Origin of the sequence: Ectopseudomonas composti (assembly GCF_001567565.1) — a bacterium.
Lineage (GTDB): Bacteria > Pseudomonadota > Gammaproteobacteria > Pseudomonadales > Pseudomonadaceae > Aquipseudomonas > Aquipseudomonas composti_A.
Genome location: NZ_LSSW01000019.1, coordinates 1 through 16,530, shown reverse-complemented (window position 1 = coordinate 16,530; position 16,530 = coordinate 1). Strand labels below are relative to the sequence as shown.

Here is a 16,530-nt window from a genome sequence, read left to right as displayed (position 1 = left end):
TAACTATTTGCGCGAAATGTTCGATCACCGCACCGATGAAGTCGATGGATACAGCAACATCAACGACATGATTATTCTGATTAACTAAAAATCACGAGCGGCGACCTGATCAACCAGCTCAAACCTCAGGCCGGAGCCGCCGCGCGGCGCTCGCGGCTGCCCATCGCGACCACCACCAGGGCAGCCACCAGCAGCCCCGGCGCGGCCGCCATCAGCACCCCGGCCGTGCCGGCGCCAGCGGCCAGGATGTGTCCGGCGGCCAGCGGCCCACTCACCGACCCCAGGCGGCCGACGGCCACTGCAGCGCCCACGCCGGTAGCCCGCACCTGCGTCGGGTAATAGGCCGGCGCCAGGGCGTAGAGCACCAGTTGCGCAGCCATCACGAAGACTCCGGCCGCGAAGCCCGCCGCTGCCATGCTCGCCAGGTTGGTGGAGAAACCGATCCCGGCCAGCGCCAACAGCAACCCGAGGTAGATGCACAGCACCACTGGCGTGCGCTGGAAGCGGTCGAGCAGCACACCGCCGAGCAGCGAGCCGAGTGCGCCGCCGATGTTGAAGACCATCTGCACCGTACCGGCCTGCGGTTTGCTGAATCCCAGCTCCAGCAGCAGCGACGGCAGCCAGTTGAGCAGCATGTACATCACGGTGAGGGTGAAGAAGTAGCTGATCCACAGCGACAAGGTGATGCGCGTGCGGCCATCACCGCACAGTGCTTCCACGGTGGACGGCCGACCCTGCGTGGCACGCGCCTGCTGCTGGTGGAATGCCGACGACTCCGGCAGCAGCCACAGCATCAATGGTGCGATGGCCAGCGGCGCGACGCCACCGACGATGAACACCCATTGCCAGGCCTCGCCGGCCAGCATGCCGATCACCGCCGCCGCCGCGCCGCCGAGAGGAACACCGCAGTACATGATGCTGATAGCCGTGCTGCGCTGGCGTTCCTCGACTGCCTCGGCGCACAGGGCAATCAGGTTGGGTAACGCCGCCCCCAGACCAAGACCGGTGAGAAAGCGCGCCGCCAGCAGGCCGGACAGGCTGCTGGTATAGGCCGTCCACAGGGAAAAGATGCCGAACAGCACCACGGCGGCCACCAGCACCTTCTTGCGGCCGATGCGATCGGCAACGTAACCACCGAGGAAAGCACCAGGGAGCAGGCCGATGATGCTGGCGCTGAACATCCAGCCCATCATCCCTGGGTCCAGGTTGAAGGCAGCACGAATACCGGCCGCGGCGATGCCGGCCGACTGCAGGTCGAGCCCTTCGATCAGAGCGACGATGAAACAGATGACGATGGTCAGCCGGGAACGGCTTGATGGGGTTTGCATGGCGGAGTCTCGCTCTTGTTGTTTTTGTTCGGGAGTGGTGACGAGGTCCAGTTCTCGTCGCAAGAAGATTAACAAACAGAACTAAAAAAACACCCCCAGGCAAAACGCCAGGCTCGAGCCATTCATTCCCTTCAGAAACAATCAGTTAGATCACCCACAAAGAATTCATTACGAATTAGTTAATGATTTTAACGTTCGTTAATCGGCCACTGCCATTTGATAAGCCCAGTGCGCACTCTCATCCTCTGTGCGCAACGGCGATCCGCCGGACAACAACAAAAATAAGGATATCGAGCATGCCTACACGGTTTCTTCGTACTGCATTCGTGCGCAGCCCCCTGCCCCATGCCATTGCTCTATGCAGCCTTGGCATGTCCTGCGCCGCTCAGGCCCAGGGCTTCATCGACGACAGTCATGCCAGCCTGACCCTGCGCAACTATTACCTGGATCGCGACTTCCAGGACGACGGCGCCAAGTCCGAAGCCCGGGAGTGGGCACAGGGCTTCATCCTCAAGTTCCAGTCCGGTTTCACCGAAGGCCCGGTGGGCTTCGGCCTGGATGCCACTGGCCTGCTGGGCCTGAAGCTGGATTCGTCGCCGTCGCGCAGCGGCACCGAACTGCTGCCTGTATCGCCCAGCAGCGGGCGTGCAGCGGACGAGTACTCGCGCCTTGGTCTGACCGGCAAGATGAAGATCGACAAGACCCTGTTGCAGGCCGGTGATCTCAACCTGGCCCTGCCGTCGGCTCTCTCCAGCCCGTCGCGCCTGCTGCCGCAGACCTTTCGCGGCGGCTACCTGAGCTCCACGCAGATCGACGGCCTGACCCTGCACGGCGGCTACGTCGACCGCATCGCCAAGCGCAACTCCACCGACTACGAGGCCATGACCGTCGCCTCGCCCAACGGCCGCTTCAATGGCCGTGCGACCACCTCGCACATGGCCTTCATCGGCGGCGACTACGCCCTGAGCCCGGAGCTGACGCTCAAGGCCCACTACCTGGAAGTGGCCGACCTATATGAGCAGGGCTACCTCGGCGCCCTGCACAAGACCAGCCTCGGCCCCGGTACCCTGAGCACCGATCTGCGCGCCTTCTTCAGCGGCGAGAACGGCAGTGCCGATGCCGGCAAGGTGGACAACCAGCACCTGTCCCTGCAGTTCGCCTACGGCCTGAACGGCCACCGCTGGACCCTCGGTTACGCCCACCAGGGTGGCGACACCGCCACGCCCTACATCTCCGGCACCGAGCTGATGGGCATCAGTGAAATGACCATGAGTTCCGACTACCTCAACGCCAGGGAGCGCATGTGGCAGGCCATCTGGGACTACGATTTCGCGGCCGCTGGCGTGCCCGGCCTGACCGCGCGCCTGCGCTACGTGCGCGGCGACAACATCGAGCTGGCCGCCTTTGGCATCGATGACCGCAAGGAACGCGAAGCGCAGTGGGAAATGGGCTACGTGATCCAGGACGGCCCGCTGAGCGGCGTCGGCCTGCGCGTGCGGCAGTCGTTCTACCGTAACGACTTCCCCACCGGCGCCGCCTTCCGCGATGAAAACCAGACACGCCTGATGGTCACCTACAACCTGCCGATCTGGTGACCCGCCACACAGCCGCATCGCCTCGCGGTGCGGCCGGCGGCGAACCAGGGGTTGAACGAAAAGTCGTCGAGCGAAGGTCAGGCGATACCGATGGCGACCCCAAAAAAACGAGCGAGGAACGGACTGGGGCCCGCACTCGAGTTTACGAGCTGTAAATGAGCATTCGACCGGACTGGCGTTCCAGCCCGCTTTTAACGAAGCATCACCGAGCGCAGGCACTTTTCGTACAGAGCCTGGATTCACCAGGCGCTGGCCTGGCGCAGTACCTGCAACGACGCCTCGTCCAGCTCCAGCGTCATGGCTGCCTGCAGCGCACGCAACTGCGCCAGGCTGGTGGCACTGGCGATCGGTGCGCTGATGCCCGGCTGAGCCATCAGCCAGGCCAGCGCGATGCTGGCCGGGCTGGCATCGAATTGCTCGGCGAGCTGTGCCAGCGCGTCCAGAATGCGCTGGCCGCGCGGGTTGAAATAGCGCTCCAGGTCCTCGGCCCGCGCGGCTTGCCGGATATCGGCAAGCGTACGGTACTTGCCGCTAAGAAAACCCGAAGCGAGGCTGAAATAGCTGACCACGCCGAGCCCACGGGCCTGGGCGTATGCCTGCAGCCGCGTTTCGTAGTCCTTGCGGTCGTACAGGTTGTATTCCAGTTGCAGCACGCCATAGCTCGGCAAACCGGCGTCGACGCCAATCGCCAGGGCGGCCTCGAGCTGTTCGCGGCTGTAGTTGGAGGCGCCGATGGCGCGCACCTTGCCACTGGCGATCAGGCTTTCGTAGGCGCGCAGGGTTTCCTCGTGCGGCGTCTGCTCGTCGGGGTAGTGGGAAAAGTACAGGTCGATGTAATCGGTGCGCAGGCGACGCAGGGAATCCTCCACCGCACGCACGATCCACTGGCGCGACAGCCCACCGCCCTCACCCATCGGGGCGCCGACCTTGGTGAACAGGGTCAGGCGATCACGCAGAGCGGGATTGGCGGCCAGCCACTGACCGATGATCTGCTCGGACTCGCCCCCGACGTGCCCCTCGACCCAACTGGAATACATATCGGCCGTGTCCAGGGTGGTGATCCCGGCCTCGAAGGCTGCACTCAGCAACTCGCACGAAGCGCGCGCATCCAGCGTCCAGCCGAACACGTTGCCACCCAGCACCAGTGACGAAACCCTCAAACCGGTATTACCCAAAGCCTTGCTCGCGGACATACCCGCTCCTTCTCGCGCTCATTCGAGGGCAACCGGCGCGGCAGGCAGAGCCCGCCGCGCCGCTGCCGTTCACTTGCCGGTACGGATGCTGTTCCAGGTACGCACGCGGATACGCTCGGCCTTCAACGACAGAGCCTTGAGTGCATACAGTGAGCTCATCCTGTCAGCCGGAATATACATGTTGGGATTGTTGCGAACCTCCGGAATGACGAACTCCGTGGCGTCCTTGTTGGGGTTCGGATAACCGATGGCGTTGCTGGCCTTGGCGATCACTTCCGGACGCAGCAGGTAGTTGATGAAGGCATGCGCCTCATCGACGTTCTGCGCGCCCTTGGGGATGACCATCACGTCGGACCACAGCGGCGCACCTTCCTTGGGCAGGAACATGTCGATCTTCACCCCCTTGCCAGCCGCCACCCCCATCTTGCGCGCCAGCTCGATGCCACCGGACCAGCCCACCGCCACGCAGATCTCGCCATTGGCCAGGTCGTAACCGTAGCGCGAGGAGTTGAAGTAGGTGATGTAGGGGCGGATCGTCATCATCAGATCCTGTGCCTTGCGATAATCCTCGGCTTTCTCGGAGTTTGGATCGAGGCCGAGATAGGCCAGAGCAATGGGCAGGATATCGCTCGGCGAGTCGAGGAAGCCCACGCCGCACGAAGCGAGCTTGGAGAGGTTCTCCGGCTTGAAGATCAGGTCCCAGCTATCGAGCTTCGCATCCGGGCCCAGCACTTCGCGCACCTTGTCGACGTTGTAGCCGATCAGGTTGGTGCCCCACATGTAAGGCACCGCGTACTGATTGCCGGGATCGCCACTATTTGCCAGCTCGGACATGAAGCCTTCGTCCAGACGGCTCCAGTTGGGCAGCTTGCTGCGATCGAGCTTGTCGAAGGTACCGGCACCGATGAAGGTGGCCAGCATCGCACTGCCTGGGAAGGCGACGTCATAACCCGAGTTGCCCGTGAGCAACTTGGATTGCAGGGTTTCAGGGCTGTCGAACACGTCATACACCGGGCGGATGCCGGTTTCGGCCTCGAAGCCCTTGAGGATCTCAGGCGGCATGTACTCGATCCAGTTGTAGATCCTCACCGTGCGTTGCTCGGCCTGAACCTCAACGGCGCCGAACAGGGCCAGGGTCATGGCAGCGACCATAGGTAGTGCTTTCATCGCAATGTCTCCTGGCACGGCTTAGTAACGGTAGGTGAAGTAGAGTTCGAGCGCGGTGAAGCGGTCATCGTCTCCGAACACCTGCTTGGCCGCCGACTTGGCGTCGACCCAGTTGTAGGCCAGCGAAGTGTACACACGCTCGGTAGGCGTCCAGTCCAGGTACACCACGTTCTCGTTGGCGAAACGACGGTCGTCGACGGCGATGCCCTGATAGTTGTCCTTGTCCAGCCAGAATTGGTAGTGAATCGCGCCCAGGGTGAGGGTTTCGCTCAGACGGGTCTTGATCGAGAACTGCTGCACGCGCTGGTTGGTGTTGAACAACACGTAGTTGCCCATCACATCACCGATCAGCCAGGTGCCCCAGTCGGTGAAGCCCTTGCTCAGGGGATCCCAGGATTGCTGGGTGTTGTCGGCCAGGTTGTCGTCACCGGAAAACAGTGCGTAGCGATAGCCCAGCACCGGAGTCAACGGCAGCGACTCGAAGGTGTAATCGGCCTGCGCGTACCAGGCCTTGGCATCGTACTTCATGCCGTCACCGCTGCCGCGTTGCACCGCGTATTCACCGTTGAGGGTCAGCGCATCGAGGCCCGGCAGTTGCCCACGCAGGGCGCGGAAGTTGTAGACCTGCATACCGTCGCGGCGCAGTGGCGTGGCGTAGGTGTTGGTCTGCGAATCCACCTTCATGGCCATGGCGCCGAGGGTCACCTGATCGGCCAGGTTGTAGTCCAGGTTGGCGCCGTTGAGGCGGAAGTCACCCAGGTGCGAATCAGTGCGCAGGCTGAAAGCCTGCGCCTTGAGCGCGCCATGGTCCCAGGCCAGCACGGCCGAGTCGCGGAAAGCGCTGCGCGGCCCCAGCCAGTAGGCGCCGTCGCCCTGGGAGTCGAGGTTGCCGTCCATGACGATGAAGCCGTTGCCGACCAGGTAGTTCTGCCGGCCTGCGGTGAAGGTCCATTCCCCGGCACGCAAGCCCGCGTAGGCCTCCTCCATCGCGGTGTAGCCATCGGAACTGCGGCTGAAGCCACCGGCATCGCCGTCGCCGAAGGTCTTGGCCGAGACCACCGAGCCGCCGGCAATCAAGTCGAAGTCGGGATCGATGGCGTACTTCAGGGTCACGCCCGGCTTGAGATAGAACTCTTGCCAGTCGACGCGGGTGCCGATGTTGCGGCCATTGCGCTGATCGACGCCGCCGGCGCCGAAGTTGACGTTGCGCGTGGACACGGTCGAACCGCCGACCGTAAGCGTGGCCTCGCCGGAGAGGTTGCCTTCTTCGAAGGAATAGCCGGCCATGGCCTGTGAGCTGCTCAGCACGGCGACGGCCAGCAGAGCGGGAGTGTGGGGAACGCGGATCATGAAATGCTCCTGGGTGATTTGTTTTTGTGTCACAGGGCAGTTGCAAAGCAGACCGGCAGGCACGGAGGCCGCCCGGCTGCGAACCGGCAGGCCTGCCTACGCAGGCCACCAGATTTTTCTTGTTCCTTGTCAGGTGGCGCGCTCAGTCGCGTAGATGAGCGGCCAGCGCACGCAGCGCACGAACGTTGTCGACGTCGAAGATCCCCACCGCCTCGGGCAGCGAAGACTGCTTGGCAATGACCACGTCCGCCTCGAAGTCGACGAACAGGTACTGGCCATGGATGCCACCGGCGACGATGGCGCAGCTGTGATCGTTGAAGACGTACCACTGGCTGCGGTACGAAGCGCCCGGCATCCACTGGGCGAACTCCTCGTCCTGGGCGTAGATAGCCGGATCGGCACCAGCGGCGATGGCGTCGATGACCTCAGCTGAGAGCAGCGTCTGGCCCTGATGCTGGCCGCGATTGGCCAGCAGCAGGCCGAAACGCGCCATGTCGCGCAGCGTCGCGCTGAAGCCGGCACCGGCCACGCCACGGCCCCAGGGATCGGCCATGAAATAACCGTCACGCTGGCAGCCAAGCGCCGTCCAGATCGGCGCCAGGCGCTCGTGGCAGGCTTGCCCGCAGGCACGCTCCATCACCCAGGCCAGCGCTTCGGTGGTTGCCGTGACGTAATGGAACAGCCCGCCATGCTCGCCGCACTTACGCAGCGATGGCAGGAACTGGTACAGCGAGGCGTACTGGGCGAACTCTGGCGGCGCCGGCATGAAACCGCAGGCATAGCCGAACTGAGAGCTTTCCGAGGCCGGGTCGTCGTACTGCTCGGTGTAGGAAATGCCCACGGCCATATCCAGCAACTGGCGCACGGTCGCATCGAAGTAGGCGCCACCGGCGAACTCCGGCACGTAATCACCAGCCAGGCGCTCGGGGTCGAGCGTGCCTTCATGGATCAACTGCTCGGCGAGCGTACCGATCAGCGACTTGGTCACCGAGAACATGATGTGCCGATCATTGGCGGTATGGCCGTTGAAGTAGCGCTCGTACACCACCTGCCCCGATTTCAGCACGATGAAGCCATCGGCGTGACTGGCCAGCAGGTGCTCGTCCAGGCGCACGCTCAGGCCGCACTCGCTGGCGAAGGTGAACGCATCCAGGTCCTGAAGAGCCTCGGACAATGCCTGTGTAGCATCACCGCACGGCACGCTGATGCTTGGGCGCAGACGCCCCAGGTGACGAAAACCCCATTTGTTGAAAGGCGGACGCATCCAGTTGTCCCAGGTGACCCGCTTTGCCTCGACCGGGGGGAAACCGACCATGAAGGGTGTCGACGCCTGGGCGCGCTGCAGGGCATCGTGAGCATCGGCGTACTGACGAGCCAGGAGGCCGGCGACCGGAGCATGTGCGAGGGAATTCATGAACCTCTGTCCTTTCTTCTAAGAAGCCCTGCACGCGGCAGGCGTGCGATAATAATTGCCTTAATAAAATGTTTTAGTCAATAAGACATTTACTTATGAAAACCTATTTCCGTTATGCTCCCGATGCACACCATCAGGACGAGGAGGAACATCAGTGAGCGGTCTGCGCGAACGTCAGAAAGCCATGCGCCGCAAGGCGATCGGTGACGCCGGTGTAGCTCTGTTCGAGCGGCAGGGGTTCGATAACACCACCATCGAGCAGATCGCCCGGGAAGCGGGCGTCTCGGCGCCCACCGTGTTCAAGTACTTCGGCTCCAAGCAGGAGATCCTTCTGGAGATGCTGCAGAAGGCCGACGAGAGCGCCTTGCAGGACGCCCGCGAGCACATGGCCGAGCTGGATGACCCGCTCGACGCACTGTGCTACCTGGAGCAGGTGCTGGTGGATCATGCGTTGAGCATGCTGCCCGCGCCGATCTGGCACGAACTGCTGCTGCATGTACTTGGCGGCGACCGCAGCGACCTGCCGGAACAGTACAAGCGCCACAACGAGGCCCTGCAGCACGAGATCGCCAGCCTGCTGCGCGACCTGCAGGCACGCGGCAAGCTGCGCGACGATCTGGACGTCGAGCTGGCGGCCTTCCTGCTCAATGACTATTCGCACCTGCAACTGCTGCGTCTGACCGGTAGCGAGCCGCTGGACCTCGAACAGCACCGCCGCCAGGTTCGTCTGACCAGCGGCCTGATCCTGCAGGGCATGATCGCCCGCTAGCCAACGTCATGCGCCTCAGCAGTGGAAGCGCCTGAGAACCTGCCCCTGCTGCGACACCTGCTCCTGGACAATCCGCGTTTGCAACGCGGCCGCGCGTACGCTGTCGGTGAGTTCATCGCTCACCTGGCGCACACGCCCCAGGGCACTGTCGACCGAATCCACCACCACTGCCTGCTCGCGCGCCGCCGTGGCGATCTGCGCGCTCATGCCCACCAGCGCATCCACGCCACGGCCGATGCCATAGAGCGACTCGAGCAGCTCACCGAACAATGCCTGCGCCTCACCTACGCGCTGCTGATTGACCTGCATGCTGTCGACCAGGGCCTGTGTGTCGCCCTGCAGCGTGCCGATGATCTCGTCGATTTCCTGGATCGATCCCTGCGTCCGCTGCGCCAGGTTGCGCACCTCGTCGGCGACCACGGCGAAACCACGCCCGTACTCACCGGCACGCGCCGCCTCGATGGCAGCATTGAGGGCCAGTAGATTGGTCTGCTCGGCGATGTCGCGAATCAACCGCAGCACCACGCTGATGCGCCCGCTCTTGTGCGACAACGCCACCACCTGCTGCGCCGTACGCTGCAGGTCCTGGCCCTGCTGCTCGACGATGGCCACGGTACGTTCGATCAGCGGCGTGCCCTCCTCTATCGCCTGCAGCATCCCGCCAGTGGTATCCACGGCAGAGGCCGTGTTGTGTTCGATGTCGTGGGCCGCCGCGCTGACCTGACGCATGGCATGGGCCACCTGGTCGATATCGGCCCGCTGCCGCTCGGTCGCCGCCAGATTGCCGGTCGCCTCGGAGGCGCTGCGGTCGGCGGCCTCGTCGAGCCTGTCCAGCGAATGGCGCAGGCTATTCATGATGCCCTGCAGGGAGCCCAGAAAACGATTGAGCACGCGGCTGACTGCGCCCATCTCATCATTGCGCGTCTCATCCAGACGGCGGGACAGATCGCCGCCACCATCGGCCAGCGCCTCGACCATACGCGCCAGAAGACGCAACGGCTGAACCACGGAACGCGAAGCCAGCGCCAGAATCAGCAAAGCCAGGGCAGCCGCCAACAGCCCGTACAGCAGCTGCCAGCCGATGGCCTGCTGCAGTTGTCGATCCAGCTCATTGCGCAGTTGCGCGACCGGCGCGAAGGCGGCGCTGGCCGGCACTTTCACGCCAACCCGCCAAGGCGCAGCGCCGGCAATCGGGGCGAAGCGCTCCTCGGCCTGGAAGTCGTCGGCCTGCGCCCAACGCTCAGCCTGCCAGGGCTGCCCAAGCTGCGCGGCATCCCCGGTGTAGGCAGCCAGATTACCCTGTGCACTGGCCAGCATGACCTGGGCTTCGGGCAAGGCTGCTCGGGCCTTCTCGGCCAGGGCCTGGAGCTGGTCGAGCAGGATGTCCACGCCGAGCACAGCGACGACCTTGCCGTTGCTGCGCACCGGTACGGTCAGCGAGGTACTCAGCAGTGGCGTGCCGGACACAGCGTCCAGATAAGGTTCGAGCAGGCAGGCACCTGCGGTTTGCAACGGGCAATCGAACCACTGCCGCGCTGCCGCGCCCGGCTGAGTCGCCTGCAAGGTCTGCTCGGCCATGTTGACCAGTTCGTAGTCCTGACCCGGATGACGGAACCAGACCGGGGCAAAGCGCCCGCGCTCGTTGCTGCCCAGATCGGTGCGGCCAGCGAAGTCGGCGTCGCGTCCATCCAGAGCATCATCGAGAAACACCAGGTAAACGCTGAGCAGCGCGGGATCGCGATCGACCACCGCACGGATCTGACGGGTCAGCTGTCGCCTCACCCGCTCGGCATCCAGGCCGGTATCCTGCGCCAACTCGAGCGTGCGCTCGACCTCCTCGGCGCCCCGCTCAGCGGCGTCCTGCGTCTGCTCGAAAAACCTCTGGATACCGGACGCCTGGAAGCGCACCGAATCGCCCAGACGCGCGTTGATCGACGCCCGCAGTTCCTGCGCCGTACGCTCCTGCGCCTGGCTAGCCAGCGTGCGCATCTGGCTGATGGAGACCAGGATCAGCGCACTCGCCAACCCCAGCAGGCAGGCACCGAAAAGCAGGATGACCTTCAGGCGCAACGTGATATGCATGACTCAACCCTCGAAAAAGAGACGACCTCCCTGTCGCCGATAAAGGAGCCACGGATGCAACGTGGGAAGGCCTGCCGGGCCGGCTAATGGCCTGCCAGCAGGACAAAACAGTGGATCAGCACAACGCGAGCAAAACGGCGTGCGCACAGACAAGGCGGTTCAAGGCTGGATGTCCTGCCCGGCCTGAAGACTGCGCCACACTCGTGCCCTGACCCGCTCGACAGCCTCGGGAACCGGCGTGATGGTGAAGAAACGCTGCTGCTGTGCGGCTTGCAGCAGTTCCTGGCGTGAGTCGTCGGCTGCAGCGGGCTGGGCCAGCAAGGCGCCGTTCGGGGCGGGATACCCCATTTGCTGACTGATGCGCGCGATCACATCCGGGCGCAGCAGGTAGTCGATGAAGGCATGCGCTTGATCCGGGTTCGGCGCCTTGGTGGCGACGACCATCACATCCGACCAGAACGGCGCGCCCTCGGGCGGCACGAGCATCTTCAGGCGCAACTGGCGTCCGGCGGCCGCAGCCATCTGCCGCGCCTGCACGAAGCCACCCGACCAGCCCACGCCCAGGCAGATCGAGCCATTGGCCAGGTCGTCGCCGTACCGCTGCGAATCGAAGTAGCGCACATAAGGACGAATGCCCTGCAGCAGTTGCTGGGCAGCGCGGTAATCGGCGCGGCGGTGGCTATTGGGATCCAACCCAAGGTGATGCAGCCCGATAGGCAGGATTTCGTCCGGCGCATCGATGATGCCCACCCCGCAACCGGCCAGACGCCGCAGATTCTCTGGCTTGAACAGCAGATCCCAGGATGACGGAACGTTGCCGTCGAACAGCGGCTCGACACGATCCGCGTCGTAACCGATCAGCGTGGCGCCCCACAGATAGGGCACGGCATAGCGATTGCCAGGGTCGCCGGCGGCTTCCAGGCCTTGCAGAAAGGCGCCGTCCAGATGGCGCATGTTACTGAGTCGCTCGCGTTGCAGCGGCTGCACGGCGCCGGCGACGATCAGCTTGCGCAGACTGCTGCTGCCGGGGAAAACCACGTCATAGCCGGAGTTACCCGTCAGCAGCTTGTTCTCCATCGTCTGCACCGAATCGAATTCGACGTAGTACGGATGAATGCCGGTCTCCTGCTCGAAGTCCCGCAGCACCTGCTCGGGCAGGTAGCGCAGCCAGTTGTAGACACGCACCTCGCCAGCAGCAGGCGCCGCCTGAGCCGTGCTCACCAGAGTCAACAGCCATGCCAGAAGCAGCAAGCGCCCCCAACCAGATTCCGCGCCCATGATCCGCGCTCCCCTCGATTTATTGTGATTCGCACGGCTGAGGAATCGCCGTACGCGTATGCCCCCGCTGGAGGGACTGGGCATTATTTAATTCTATTAACTTTTTAAGTCAATAAAATAAATAGCACGCAAACGTGCTCACGCGTGATGGACCACCGCAAGGCCAGCGTCGCCTTGGCCAACGAGCGGGTACGCATCTGCTGGACGGTGTGGAGCCACGAGCGGCGCGTCAGTGCCAATCGGCACAGCGCAAAGCCCGCCTCCCGGCAGGTAGCCAGGTACGTATTTCTTGTGGTGGTGGTGAATAGCGGCGCGGTCGGAACAGGCAAGCCCTGCAGCGGAACAAGGCCGATAGCAATGACGATCCTGGGATCACTTGAACGCTTGGCCCCGCTGCGCGGGCTGCAGAATGGCCAGGGTGGTAGCGCCCAAAGCAGGCCGAATATACGAATGCACCCGCGCTGACGACCGGATCGAAAAGCTATTGCTTACTGCTTGCGACGGGAGTTTATTTACGCACTGTTAGTGCATTCAGATAATGATTGCCGGGAGCTCTTCATTGGAGAAATAAATTTGCATTGATTCATATTGATCTGAGCTGTCATGCAGCTGCAGCGTCAAGTCATTTGTAAACTGGATTTGTATTAGCTGGTCGTGTGGTACTGAAAAACTCTCTACAGTTTGATTAAGTAGGCGCTGAAACGATAGAGATGACCAATTACTCTCGTCATCCCATGTAGCTATTTCCATACCGTTTTGTAAAAGCGTTGCTTTGCTTTGAAGGCAAATTATGGCTTTGGCATCAAAGCTAAACTGCACGTCATACCGACCCAAACTTATTATATTTAAGTCAGCCCCCAAAATGCTCGTGAAGTCTAGATCCTCTGGAACTCGATACATATTGACACACCTAACACCCCACAATTTGCCGCATAAAGCGCAGCGCAATGCGGTCAAATTGATTGATTAATTTGTTATGCACTGGCCTCATTGCACTGGCCTCATTCTACTTTGGCATCGGCTTTTTCTTTTTATCTATCAAAACATCCTGCTGCCATTTACTAGGCTTCTTGTCAGTACGGTGTATACACCCTACCCAGCAGCAAGGTCGCTTTTTTCCCTCTAAAAGTTCTTCTGTAGCTCGTGCTATCCGTTTCGCTCTAGTTTTCTCTTGCTTGGCATCTTCAACCCAACAAATAAATTCATTACGACCAATTGCAGACAGGCCCTCCCAAGTATTGTTGAGATCTTCCTCAGTTAATGCCACGGCAAAATCGACGGGCAATTCATGCACCAGGCCTCCGGAAAGTTTTGGCTTCATACCTGACCTCCTAATTCCTGAGTCTGCAGACCAACTATTTGAAGTACATAACGTTTGGTTAAGGGGCGGGCTTTAGCCCGTCCCAGTGAGCGAAGCGAACGATTTGAGCCATTTGTTAGAGGCACTACCCAAAGAATAGGTGTTCAATTTTTAATGATGATTTGTTGACCTTTAAAAGGTAGGCTCTTGCTGTGGTCAAGTTTATGGCCGGATCTTTATAGTTTGCCTTGAACATGAAAAGTAAATTGTTGTCGTCGCCATTTTGGAGGACCTCAATATCTACAAGGTTGTTCCAAATGTGTTCTGGCTCACTACTCGATGAGCAGGGTTGGTAAAATGCCGAGTTATTTGACCAGTATTTAGCATGGATTGCTTTTTTCTTTCGATAAATGGCGTTAATTCATCATGCTTGTAATTTTCATTTGCCATGACGGTTGCTTCGTTCAGTTCTACTTCTAGTATTTCAGAGTAGTAGTTATTCATAACCGCATATACGACTCTTTCCATCTGATCATATATTTCAGGAAGGTTTTCAAGTCGCTGTATTAGCCTGAGCGCTTCATTGATTTCCATATGTGCCTCTAACGATTAAGCTAAGGGGCCGGCTTTAGCCGGTCCCAGTGAGCGAAGCGAACGATTTGAGGGCTGTAATGGACTCTCCCCACCCCACAGTTCTATACCAAGGTGTCGAGGATTTTTGAGCGGGAGAGTCGTTATGAAGCGCATTGCCGTTGATCTGGCCAAGTCCGTTTACCAAGTTGCCGAGAGTGCCCGTTCCGGCCAGGTGGTGCAGCGCAAGCGGCTGAACCGAGAGGCGTTTCGCCGATATATACAGGAGCAGGCCGAGCCGGTCGAGTGGGTGATGGAAGCCTGTGGCACTGCGCACTATTGGGGGCGGCTGGCGCAATCGCTCGGTCATCAAGTGAAGCTGATCCATGCGCGCTATGTCCGCCCCTATCGACGGCGCAACAAGACCGACCGCAACGACTGCGATGCGATGCTGGAAGCGGCGCGCTGCAAGGATATATACCCGGTGCCGGTGAAGAGCCACGAGCAGCAGTTGCTACAGCAACTGCACGGGCTACGGGAAACCTGGAAGAAGAGCAGAACCCAGTGCATCAACCTGTTACGCGGCATCCTGCGCGAGGCGGGTATCGAAGCACCGGCGTCCACCGTTGCGTTTATGCGTGCCGCCCACGAGCTGGTTGACCGAGCAGAACTGGCTCCCTTGCGCCATCAACTGCATATCGTCCTGGCGGAAATCAACCTGTACGAACAGTGCATGGCCGAGTGCGAGCAGCAGCTCAAACGTTGGCACGCCGACGATGAAGTGGTGCGTAAACTCGATGAAGTCAGCGGTATTGGCCTGCTGACTGCAAGTGCCCTGACCACCGCTGTCGGCAAGCCTGAGCGCTTTGCTAACGGTCGCCAGCTCAGCGCCTGGCTGGGCATGACGCCAAGCGAATACAGCAGTGGCGAACGCCGACGGCTTGGGCGGATCAGCTGCAAAGGCAACATCTATGTGCGCACGCTATTTATCCATGGCTCGCGAGCGGCCTTGCTAGCGGCATCAGCGATGCCAGGCACGCACGCCAGAAAAACTGACCGAGTTACAGCGCTGGGCCGTCGAGACAGCAGCCCGTATTGGCCACAACAAAGCGGCTGTGGCGCTGGCCAACAAATTGGTCAGGATCTGCTGGGCGGTGTGGTGTCATGAGCGGCGCTTCAATGGCAATTGGCAGAGCACAAAGCCCGCCTAATGGCGGGGGTAATCAGTAAGGAAGATGGTTTTCTTGTGGTTGTGGTGAACTGCAGCTCTGTCGGAACAGGCGAGTCCTGCAGCGGAATAAGGCCGATAACAATGATGATCCCCGTGATCGATTGAACGCTTGGCCCCCGCTGCGCGAACTACAGAATGGCCAGGGCGGAAAAGCCCAACACAGGCCGGATATACGAATGCAACCGCGCTGACGACAAGTGCAAAAGAAAAGCTTTGCTCACTACTTGTGGGGAGAGTCCATATACACTAGTTAGGTGCAATGGTTATCGGTATTGCAGACGGGGCAAACTACCTTTTTGGCGACACTCACTAGTTCCACCTTACACTGCTTGCAGTTGCCACTTTGGCTGAGGCTCCCGCCCCAGTTTACATTTCTGACGGATTTTGCAGGTAGTGCCACTAGCTGGGTTGTACTCTCCTGATCAGGAACACCCTCCGAGCCTCCATAAATTGTTCTAGCTAAGCAAATCTTCTCTTGGTAGAAATCCCCGTTCTCATAGACCTCTTTCACTATGAGATTAGAGGAGGCCTGATAGAAAAGCTCGGCAAGCTCTCCTTCGGTAAGAGTCTCTAGATACTCCCTGACTTGTTCAGCCTTGACGACCATGTGAGCCTCTTTACACCTAACGTTTGGTTAAGGGGCGGGCTTTAGCCCGTCCCAGCGAACGAAGTGAGCGATTTGAACCACTAGTTAGAGGCACGACACGCCGGCCTCTACAGTCTTGGTGTGAAATTTAAAGCCGTTTTCGTCAAGCGCATTGAAAATTTCCAAGCTACCACCGCCTGTGAAATGAATTAGCAAGCGCGTCCAAATTTCTATTTCGCTGCTGCCTACTGTCATCTCTCCTTGTGCTAAAGAAACTGACTCAACGGTACGTCCAATAGCAGCGTCAAGATGGATATTTCCGCTATCTATCCAGCGCACTTTGCTCCCGCAAAGTGAAAAAGGCAGAATGCGACCGACCTCTATAGCGAGCTCATCAAATTTTTGCCATGAGATAGAGAGCTCACCTGAACCAACTGCTAAAAATACTGGAAGGTCATTCCACTCGCTCCAAGCGGCGGCTTCCTCACACCAGATTTGCGCTAACTCATAGCCTACAATTGCTTTGCCAATCAGCTCGGAAAATTGGTGGTGAACCAAGTCTGTTTTTTCTCTAAGGCTGGAGAAATATTTCATGTGCTTCTAACGATCGAAGTGAGCGACACGAAGTGTTCGCTCTAGTGAGTTGTTATCCGATGATTTGCACGCT

13 protein-coding genes and 2 pseudogenes are annotated in these 16,530 nt (G+C 60.4%); 3 read left to right on the top strand and 12 right to left on the bottom strand.

The window, feature by feature from the left end:
• Positions 1-125: 125 nt before the first annotated feature.
• Positions 126-1,328 carry a 3-(3-hydroxy-phenyl)propionate transporter MhpT gene (gene mhpT, locus PCLY_RS05405; protein WP_061238268.1) on the bottom strand — a complete coding sequence of 401 codons (1,203 nt, stop codon included), beginning with the start codon at positions 1,326-1,328 and terminating at the stop codon, positions 126-128.
• Between the two features lie 296 nt (positions 1,329-1,624).
• On the opposite strand from mhpT, the gene PCLY_RS05400 reads away from it, so the two are divergent.
• Positions 1,625-2,923: an OprD family porin gene (locus PCLY_RS05400; RefSeq protein ID WP_061238267.1), complete on the top strand. Its 1,299-nt coding sequence runs from the start codon at positions 1,625-1,627 to the stop codon at positions 2,921-2,923.
• A gap of 239 nt (positions 2,924-3,162) precedes the next feature.
• Here the strand turns inward: PCLY_RS05400 and PCLY_RS05395 are convergent, their stop codons facing one another.
• The 4 genes from PCLY_RS05395 to PCLY_RS05380 all read right to left on the bottom strand — a co-directional run bounded on the left by PCLY_RS05395 (position 3,163) and on the right by PCLY_RS05380 (position 8,047).
• Entirely contained in the window at positions 3,163-4,116 is a 954-nt protein-coding gene (locus PCLY_RS05395) for an aldo/keto reductase (RefSeq protein WP_061238266.1), read from the bottom strand.
• Positions 4,117-4,185: 69 nt separating this feature from the next.
• On the bottom strand, positions 4,186-5,268 hold the full coding sequence (locus PCLY_RS05390; protein WP_231740113.1) for a polyamine ABC transporter substrate-binding protein: 1,083 nt from the start codon (positions 5,266-5,268) through the stop codon (positions 4,186-4,188).
• A 36-nt stretch (positions 5,269-5,304) separates the two neighbouring features.
• Positions 5,305-6,633, bottom strand: a complete 1,329-nt coding sequence (locus PCLY_RS05385; RefSeq protein ID WP_061238264.1) for an alginate export family protein — start codon at positions 6,631-6,633, stop codon at positions 5,305-5,307.
• A 142-nt stretch (positions 6,634-6,775) separates the two neighbouring features.
• Entirely contained in the window at positions 6,776-8,047 is a 1,272-nt protein-coding gene (locus PCLY_RS05380) for a serine hydrolase domain-containing protein (protein ID WP_061238263.1), read from the bottom strand.
• A 154-nt stretch (positions 8,048-8,201) separates the two neighbouring features.
• Between PCLY_RS05380 and PCLY_RS05375 the strand changes: the two genes are divergently transcribed.
• Positions 8,202-8,816: a TetR/AcrR family transcriptional regulator gene (locus PCLY_RS05375; protein ID WP_061238262.1), complete on the top strand. Its 615-nt coding sequence runs from the start codon at positions 8,202-8,204 to the stop codon at positions 8,814-8,816.
• Between the two features lie 15 nt (positions 8,817-8,831).
• Here the strand turns inward: PCLY_RS05375 and PCLY_RS05370 are convergent.
• The 5 genes and pseudogenes from PCLY_RS05370 to PCLY_RS24370 form a co-directional block, all read right to left on the bottom strand.
• A pseudogene (locus PCLY_RS05370) lies at positions 8,832-10,550 on the bottom strand (methyl-accepting chemotaxis protein); the annotation flags it as partial.
• Between the two features lie 507 nt (positions 10,551-11,057).
• Positions 11,058-12,176, bottom strand: coding sequence for an extracellular solute-binding protein (locus tag PCLY_RS05365; protein WP_061238260.1), 1,119 nt, complete (start codon positions 12,174-12,176; stop codon positions 11,058-11,060).
• A 531-nt stretch (positions 12,177-12,707) separates the two neighbouring features.
• On the bottom strand, positions 12,708-13,076 hold the full coding sequence (locus tag PCLY_RS05360; RefSeq protein ID WP_061238259.1) for a hypothetical protein: 369 nt from the start codon (positions 13,074-13,076) through the stop codon (positions 12,708-12,710).
• A gap of 106 nt (positions 13,077-13,182) precedes the next feature.
• Complete coding sequence (locus PCLY_RS24375; protein WP_082768024.1) at positions 13,183-13,497, bottom strand: YdeI/OmpD-associated family protein; 315 nt, start codon at positions 13,495-13,497, stop codon at positions 13,183-13,185.
• A 279-nt stretch (positions 13,498-13,776) separates the two neighbouring features.
• Positions 13,777-14,070, bottom strand: a complete 294-nt coding sequence (locus PCLY_RS24370; RefSeq protein WP_197432147.1) for a hypothetical protein — start codon at positions 14,068-14,070, stop codon at positions 13,777-13,779.
• A gap of 142 nt (positions 14,071-14,212) precedes the next feature.
• Here PCLY_RS24370 and PCLY_RS05355 point away from each other — a divergent pair.
• A pseudogene (locus PCLY_RS05355) lies at positions 14,213-15,257 on the top strand (IS110 family RNA-guided transposase).
• Between the two features lie 270 nt (positions 15,258-15,527).
• On the opposite strand, the gene PCLY_RS05350 reads toward PCLY_RS05355, so the two are convergent.
• The gene (locus PCLY_RS05350; protein ID WP_061238258.1) at positions 15,528-15,884 is read right to left on the bottom strand and encodes a hypothetical protein; all 357 of its coding nucleotides are present in this window, start codon (positions 15,882-15,884) and stop codon (positions 15,528-15,530) included.
• A gap of 84 nt (positions 15,885-15,968) precedes the next feature.
• Positions 15,969-16,457 (bottom strand): hypothetical protein, encoded by a 489-nt coding sequence (locus PCLY_RS24795; RefSeq protein ID WP_156458562.1) that lies wholly within the window; start codon positions 16,455-16,457, stop codon positions 15,969-15,971.
• Between the last annotated feature and the right edge of the window lie 73 nt (positions 16,458-16,530).

What these genes read in the sequence shown, in the direction of transcription:
- PCLY_RS05385 (WP_061238264.1), bottom strand. Translation starts at nt 6,633, where the DNA reads ATGATCCGCGTTCCCCACACTCCCGCTCTGCTGGCCGTCGCCGTGCTG.
- PCLY_RS05400 (WP_061238267.1), top strand. Translation starts at nt 1,625, where the DNA reads ATGCCTACACGGTTTCTTCGTACTGCATTCGTGCGCAGCCCCCTGCCC.
- PCLY_RS05350 (WP_061238258.1), bottom strand. Translation starts at nt 15,884, where the DNA reads ATGGTCGTCAAGGCTGAACAAGTCAGGGAGTATCTAGAGACTCTTACC.
- PCLY_RS05395 (WP_061238266.1), bottom strand. Translation starts at nt 4,116, where the DNA reads ATGTCCGCGAGCAAGGCTTTGGGTAATACCGGTTTGAGGGTTTCGTCA.
- mhpT (WP_061238268.1), bottom strand. Translation starts at nt 1,328, where the DNA reads ATGCAAACCCCATCAAGCCGTTCCCGGCTGACCATCGTCATCTGTTTC.
- PCLY_RS05390 (WP_231740113.1), bottom strand. Translation starts at nt 5,268, where the DNA reads ATGGTCGCTGCCATGACCCTGGCCCTGTTCGGCGCCGTTGAGGTTCAG.
- PCLY_RS24370 (WP_197432147.1), bottom strand. Translation starts at nt 14,070, where the DNA reads ATGGAAATCAATGAAGCGCTCAGGCTAATACAGCGACTTGAAAACCTT.
- PCLY_RS05365 (WP_061238260.1), bottom strand. Translation starts at nt 12,176, where the DNA reads ATGGGCGCGGAATCTGGTTGGGGGCGCTTGCTGCTTCTGGCATGGCTG.
- PCLY_RS24375 (WP_082768024.1), bottom strand. Translation starts at nt 13,497, where the DNA reads ATGAAGCCAAAACTTTCCGGAGGCCTGGTGCATGAATTGCCCGTCGAT.
- PCLY_RS24795 (WP_156458562.1), bottom strand. Translation starts at nt 16,457, where the DNA reads ATGAAATATTTCTCCAGCCTTAGAGAAAAAACAGACTTGGTTCACCAC.
- PCLY_RS05360 (WP_061238259.1), bottom strand. Translation starts at nt 13,076, where the DNA reads ATGTATCGAGTTCCAGAGGATCTAGACTTCACGAGCATTTTGGGGGCT.
- PCLY_RS05380 (WP_061238263.1), bottom strand. Translation starts at nt 8,047, where the DNA reads ATGAATTCCCTCGCACATGCTCCGGTCGCCGGCCTCCTGGCTCGTCAG.